The 6,315-nt window shown below is 61.6% G+C and carries 6 protein-coding genes; 4 read left to right on the top strand and 2 right to left on the bottom strand.

Translation table 11 applies throughout. The annotated features are described in order from the left end of the window. Window positions 1–252 precede the first annotated feature (252 nt). The gene (locus JNL55_RS07795; protein WP_293851606.1) at window positions 253–930 is read left to right on the top strand and encodes a putative Ig domain-containing protein; all 678 of its coding nucleotides are present in this window, start codon (window positions 253–255) and stop codon (window positions 928–930) included. 92 nt (window positions 931–1,022) lie between these two features. On the opposite strand, the gene bfr is transcribed toward JNL55_RS07795, so the two are convergent. Continuing rightward, window positions 1,023–1,502 (bottom strand): bacterioferritin, encoded by a 480-nt coding sequence (bfr, locus tag JNL55_RS07790; protein WP_293851603.1) that lies wholly within the window; start codon window positions 1,500–1,502, stop codon window positions 1,023–1,025. Between the two features lie 141 nt (window positions 1,503–1,643). After that, a complete protein-coding gene (locus tag JNL55_RS37400) occupies window positions 1,644–1,832 on the bottom strand; it encodes a (2Fe-2S)-binding protein (RefSeq protein WP_415923034.1) in 189 nt (62 codons plus the stop codon). 324 nt (window positions 1,833–2,156) lie between these two features. Here JNL55_RS37400 and JNL55_RS07785 point away from each other — a divergent pair, with 324 nt between their 5' ends. The 3 genes from JNL55_RS07785 to JNL55_RS07775 all read left to right on the top strand — a co-directional run. Beyond that, a complete protein-coding gene (locus tag JNL55_RS07785) occupies window positions 2,157–3,554 on the top strand; it encodes a TIGR03013 family XrtA/PEP-CTERM system glycosyltransferase (protein ID WP_293851600.1) in 1,398 nt (465 codons plus the stop codon). Window positions 3,555–3,564: 10 nt separating this feature from the next. Beyond that, on the top strand, window positions 3,565–5,649 hold the full coding sequence (gene prsK, locus JNL55_RS07780) for an XrtA/PEP-CTERM system histidine kinase PrsK (protein ID WP_293851597.1): 2,085 nt from the start codon (window positions 3,565–3,567) through the stop codon (window positions 5,647–5,649). Window positions 5,650–5,674: 25 nt separating this feature from the next. Continuing rightward, window positions 5,675–6,315 (top strand): sigma 54-interacting transcriptional regulator (locus JNL55_RS07775; protein WP_293851594.1); only part of this gene is annotated, 641 nt, incomplete at its 3' end.

Here is a 6,315-nt window from a genome sequence, read left to right as displayed (position 1 = left end):
CTAGCAAACCCCCTCCGGGGCCGCCGCGGCTCCAGCCAACCTCACCTAACGTGCTGATTGCTGGGCCAGTTCCAGCGCTTGGCACAACTCTTGGTATGTATCTACGCGTGCCCTCGTCATGGCGCAGGTTCGAAGCCTGGGCTGACGAGACTCAGCTCCAGATATCAATGTAGATATCAAAGACTTACAGCTGCCATTGCTCGGTGAAGTAATAACTCGCCAGCTGGGCAATGAGCGCCACAGTGGAGAATCATGCGTCGTACTTACTTTCCGGGTCTTATTGCCGGGTGCTGGATCCTGACCTCGATATTGCTGACCGGTTGCGGCGGCGGAGGCGATGGCGGTGCTTCCACAGGGAATGTGACTTCCCCGACCACGGGCACCAATGCCGCCCCCACCATCACCGGCACCCCGGGTTCGACCGCGGTGGTTGGCCAGGCTTACAGCTTCCAGCCCGCGGCCAGCGATGCCAACGGCGATCAACTCACCTTCAGTGTCGCCAACTTGCCTAGCTGGGCGACGTTCAGCACCACGACTGGCCGCGTCTCTGGCACGCCGACCGCGTCGCAGGTGGGTGCTTACGCCAATGTCAGGATCACGGTGTCCGATGGCACGGCGAGCACGACGCTCGCTGCCTTCACGATCACGGTCAGCGCAGTGGCCAATGCGAGCGGCAGCGCGACGCTGTCATGGACGGCGCCGACCACGAATTCCGACGGCAGCAGCTTGGGTAATCTGGCGGGCTTTCGGGTGATGTATGGCCGCAGCTCGGGCAGCCTCGATCAGACGGTGACCCTGGACAATCCGTCGATCAATCGTTACGTGGTGGAGAACTTGAGCTCCGGCACGTGGTACTTCGCGGTGATGGCGGTGAACAGCGCCGGCACCACCAGCCAGCTGTCCAACACGGCTAGCAAGACCATCAGCTAATTGACTCAGCGCTAATCGAATCCAGCGACGGCCTCGGCCCCAGGATGTGCTGGGCGCCGGGGCCGATTGCTTGAACCTTCCTCAGCCTAGGCTCATTCCTCGCCTGGCTCCATCTGCGACTGCTGGTAGTTCTGAATGCCGACGCGCTTGATCAGATCGAGCTGCGTTTCCAGCCAGTCGATGTGCTCTTCCTCGGACTCCAGGATGTCTTCGAACAGTTCGCGCGACACGTAGTCGGCGACTTTTTCGCAATCGGCGATGGCGGCGCGCAGGTCGGGATGCGCCTGCATCTCGAGCTTCAGATCGCAGCTCAGCGCTTCTTCGACATCTTCGCCGATCAGCAGCTTGCCCAGATCCTGCAGGTTCGGCAGACCATCCAGGAACAGGATGCGCTTGATCAGCTTGTCGGCATGCTTCATCTCATCGATGGACTCGTGATAGGTGCGCTCACCGAGTTTTTTCAGGCCCCAGTGCTCGAACATCCGAGCGTGCAAAAAATACTGGTTGATGGCCGTCAGCTCGTTCTTCAAAACGACGTTGAGATGACGCAATACCGTTGCGTGGCCCTGCATGTGGTGCTCCTCGAGACGCGTGAATGGCTAGACAGCCGCGAATGTTGGAGGAGCTGCGCGGAATGAGGCAACTGCGCGATAGCGCAGCGAATCGATGGGGGAGACGGATTTAAGAATTACCGCGAGAATACGCGACTTGGTTCAGGCGGCGACCGGCCGATTTGCGGATTCGATATGAGTCTCAATAACTTCTCGCGCAGAATCCTCACAGCGGCCACAGCAGCTGGCGACTGGCAGACGCATCTGGACTTCGCACAATGACCCGGCGCCTTGGTCGACGACCTCTCGGATCTGGCGATCGCTGATGGCGTGGCACACGCAGATGTACATGGTGGTCGGCTCTCGAATCCTGGGCGGCGCTTGCATGAGTCGCGACGGATGGCCCATGCTAAAAGCAAATGCGAATGATTGTCAATTGACGAGTCCTCTTACAGCCCGTAGGTGCCGCCGACCGGTCTATGTCGGCCTGCTTGACGGTCCGTTTGACGGGCTTGGGACGGGATCGAGGATTTGACAGTAGTCCGTGTGACTGCCTTCACGCGGCTGTGAGGGTGACATGACTAGACTTACGTCCGCTGGTGCACAACGAGCAACTCGCGCTCAATAGCCGGCCGACACGGAACCGATTTCAGCGAAAAGGCACGAAGCAAACGCGTGGCGATCCGAATCTTTCAACATTACTGGCATCTACACCTGGCCCTGCTAGCGGCCATCGAAGGTGTGATCTTCTTTTTTGCCCCGTACGCGGCGGCCATCCTGCGCTTCGACTCGCAGCCGTTGGCCGAGCAGATGCTGGGGCCGATGCTGCCGCGAGGAGTGGTGTTCTCCGGCGTGCTGTTCATCAGCCTGGCCGCGATGGGCCTGTACAACTCCCGGCAACGCTCGCGCCTGGCCGGGCTGATTGCCCGAGTGGCGGCCAGCGTGCTGGCCGGCGCCATGCTCATCACCATCCTGTTCTATCTGTTCCCCGACCTGCACATCGGTCGTGGCGCGCTGCTGATCAGCTTGGTCATCGCCTTCAGCGGCTCGGTGATTTCGCGCATCGTGTTCGACACGCTGGTCGACGAGGATTTGTTCAAGCGTCGCGTGCTGGTCTACGGCTCGGGCCGTCGAGCGGCGAGCATCGCGCGGCTGCGCCGCCGTTCGGACCGCCGTGGCTTCGTCGTGACGGGCTATGTGGCGGCCGAGGGCGACGAGAGCTCCGAGGTTCCGGAGAACGAGAAGCTGCCGACCACCGTCGACCTGCTGAGCCTGTGCGAGCGCTATCGGGTCGATGAGATCGTGGTCGCGATGGACGATCGTCGGCGTCGTTTTCCCATGGATCAGCTGCTCGAATGCCGTCTGGAAGGCGTCGAGATCCTGGAGTTGGTGTCGTTCCTGGAGCGCGAGACCGGCAAGGTGCGGCTCGACTTGTTGAATCCCAGCTGGATGATTTTCTCGGCAGGCTTCGGGCGAGGGCGCATCCACGATACGTTGGAGCGGGCGTTCGATATCGTCGCGAGCCTGATCCTGCTGGTGGTGGCCGCGCCGCTCATGGTGTTGACCGCGCTGGCCATCAAGATCCTGGAAGGCCCGAAGGCTTCGATCTTCTACGGCCAAGTGCGCGTCGGTCAGTACGGCCGCCCATTCCGGCTGCTGAAGTTCCGTAGCATGCGAGAAGACGCAGAGAAGAACGGTGCGCAGTGGGCGCAGAAGAACGACTCGCGCGTCACGCCCATCGGCGCGTTCACCCGTCTGACGCGTATCGATGAGCTGCCGCAGATCTTGAACGTGCTTCGCGGCGAGATGAGCTTCGTCGGTCCGCGGCCCGAGCGGCCTGAGTTCGTCGGGCAACTCGAGGAGCGCATCCCGTATTATCGCGAGCGTCATACCATCAAGCCGGGCATCACCGGATGGGCGCAGCTGTGTTATCCCTACGGCTCCTCGGAGCAGGACGCCATCGAAAAACTGCAATACGATCTGTTCTACGTCAAGAACCACAGCCTGCTGTTCTATCTGGCAATCCTGGTTCAGACGGTAGAGGTGATCGTGTGGAGAAAAGGCGCGCGTTGAGAGTGGCGGCATGAATGCGTTCGGCATTGCCAGCTATGGCATCGCGGCGCTGAGCTTCCTGGTGCTGACTGTGTTGCTGATCACCGCCTGGCGGGGTCGGCAACAAGGCGCACATCTGATCGTTGCGAGCGCTGTCACGGCCGCCTGGGCGGGGATTCTTGCCCTGCAGAGCTACACCGGCCAGGTTCCCGTGCTGGTCATTTATCTCGCCGATGCGATTCGCGGCGGCGCTTGGTTACTCACCTTGGTGGCGGTGGCCGGTATCGCCGCGCCCAAACCCCTGGCGATGGCGGCGCGCGGCCTCTGTGTGCTGTTGCTGGCCGCGGCGGTCGTCCTGCCCATCCTCGAACACTTCGACATCGCGGTCATCAATCCGACGCTGCTGTTATCGCGCGCCGGTCTAGCGCTGTCGTTGGTCGCGTTGATTCTGCTGGAGCAGATCTATCGCAACTCGTCGCAAGTGGCGCGGGTCTCGCTGAAGTACTTCATCATCGGCGTCGGCACCTTGTTCGCCTATGACCTGTTCCTGTACTCGCAAACCGAACTGCTACGAGCGGTCTCGGTCGATGCCTGGACCTCGCGAGGCATTCTCAATGCGTTCGCCATGCCGCTGATTGCGATTGCCGCGCGCCGTAATCCCGAGTGGTCGCTCGAAGTGTTCGTCTCGCGTCAGATCGTGTTCTATACGACGACGGTGCTGGTCATCGGCTCGTATCTGACGGTGATGGCGCTCGGCGGACTGTATGTGCGAGAGATCGGCGGGGCCTGGGGCAACGTCGGCCAGATCGTGTTCTTCGCCGGCGCCATCGTCGTGCTCGCGAGCCTGGTCACCTCGGCGCCGTTGCGACGGCATGCGCGCGTCTTCATCAGCAAGCACTTCTACAAGAACAAGTACGACTACCGCATCGAGTGGCTGCGCTTCATCAGCACGCTGTCTTCGACCGATGAAGAAGATGTGGGGCGCACGGCCGTGCGCGCCATGGCACAGATTTTCACCAGTCCCGGCGGCTTCCTGTTCCTGCGCGAAGAGACCGGCAAGAAGTTCCTGCCGTATGCCGCCTGGCCGATGAGCATCGACTCGTTGGGGCTGCCGGCGAGCCTGTCGGCCGATGATGATTTGCCGCAATTCCTGGCGCGCAAACAATGGATCATCGACACCGACGAATTTCGCCGCACGCCGGATTTCTACGGCAACATTGCCATCCCGCAATGGTTGCTGGACAACCAGCAGCTGCGCATCGTGTCGCCCATGTTGCAACTGGATCGCCTGGTCGGCTTCGTGGTGTTGTACGATCCGCCGCCACCGTTCGAATTGACCTACGAAGACCGAGATTTGCTCAAGACCCTGGGCCGCCACGTGGCCACTCATATCGCGCAACAGGATGCCGATCGCCGCCTGGCCGAGAGCCGCCAGTTCGAGGCCTACAATCGTCTGACGGCCTTCATGATGCACGACCTGAAAAACTCGGTGGCGCAGCTCAAGCTGATCGTCGCCAATGCGCCGCGCCACAAGCACAAGCCGGAGTTCGTCGACGACGCCATCGGCACCATCGCCAACGCGGCGGAACGCATGACCAAGTTGATCGAGCAGCTGCGCGGCGCGACTTCGGCCGACCGTCAGATGCCGGTGGACCTGCGCGAGTTGGCGCAGCAGGCGGTGTCCCGTTGCAGCTATCGCGCGCCCAAGCCGCAGTTGCAGTCCGGTCCGCCGCTGACGGTCCTGGCCAATCCCCAGCGCTTGTCGGTGGTCATCGAGCACATCATTCGTAATGCTCAGGACGCCACCAGCGAGACCGGTTCGGTGTCAGTGAGCCTCGGACAAAATGGCCGCGAGGTCCGTTTAATAGTGGAAGATACCGGCGCCGGCATGGAGGCGGACTTCATCCGCAACCGGCTGTTCCGTCCCTTCGACAGCACCAAAGGCGCCAAGGGGATGGGCATCGGGGCCTACCAGGTCCGTGAATACATCCGGTTGCTGGGAGGGGACGTGGAAGTGCAGAGCAGTCCCGGACAAGGCACCCGGTTTGCGGTTAGCCTCCCGCTGTCGCAGAGCCAGGATGCGCCCGCGCCGGCCGACGATGCCGTGGCCGGTTGACGTTTAGACAGGAGCTGAAAAGATCGTGAGCGAAGACAAGCCCAAACTCCTGATCGTCGAAGACGACCTGGGACTGCAGAAGCAGCTCAAGTGGTGTTTCGACGAACACGAAGTGCTGATTGCCGGCACTCGTGCCGAAGCACTGGCCCAGCTGCGTCGTTTCGAACCGCCGGTGGTATTGCAGGATCTCGGCCTGCCGCCCGATCCCGAAGGCGTCAACGAGGGCATGCAGACCTTGCGCGAGACCTTGAGTCTGGCGCCGTCCACCAAGGTCATCGTCGTAACCGGCAATAACGATCGCGACAACGCGGTGCGCGCCGTGTCGTTGGGCGCGTATGACTTTTATCAGAAGCCCGTCGATACCGACGTGCTGCGTCTGATCGTGAGCCGTGCGTTTCATATTCACGCGCTCGAAGAACAGAACCGTCAGCTGCACGAAGCGCAGTTCACTGCGCCGTTCGAAGGCATGATCGCCACCGACGACTCCATGCTGAAAGTCCGTCGCATGATCGAGAAGGTCGCGCCCGCTGCGGTGTCGGTGCTGATCCTCGGCGAGAGCGGCACGGGCAAAGAACTGATTGCGCGCGCCATTCACCAACAGAGCGGCCGGCGCGATGGCAAGTTCGTCGCCATCAACTGCGCGGCGATTCCGGAACAGCTGCTGGA

Source organism: Steroidobacter sp., assembly GCF_016790065.1.
Taxonomy (GTDB): Bacteria; Pseudomonadota; Gammaproteobacteria; order Steroidobacterales; family Steroidobacteraceae; genus Steroidobacter.
This window is presented reverse-complemented; position numbering and strand designations above follow the sequence as displayed.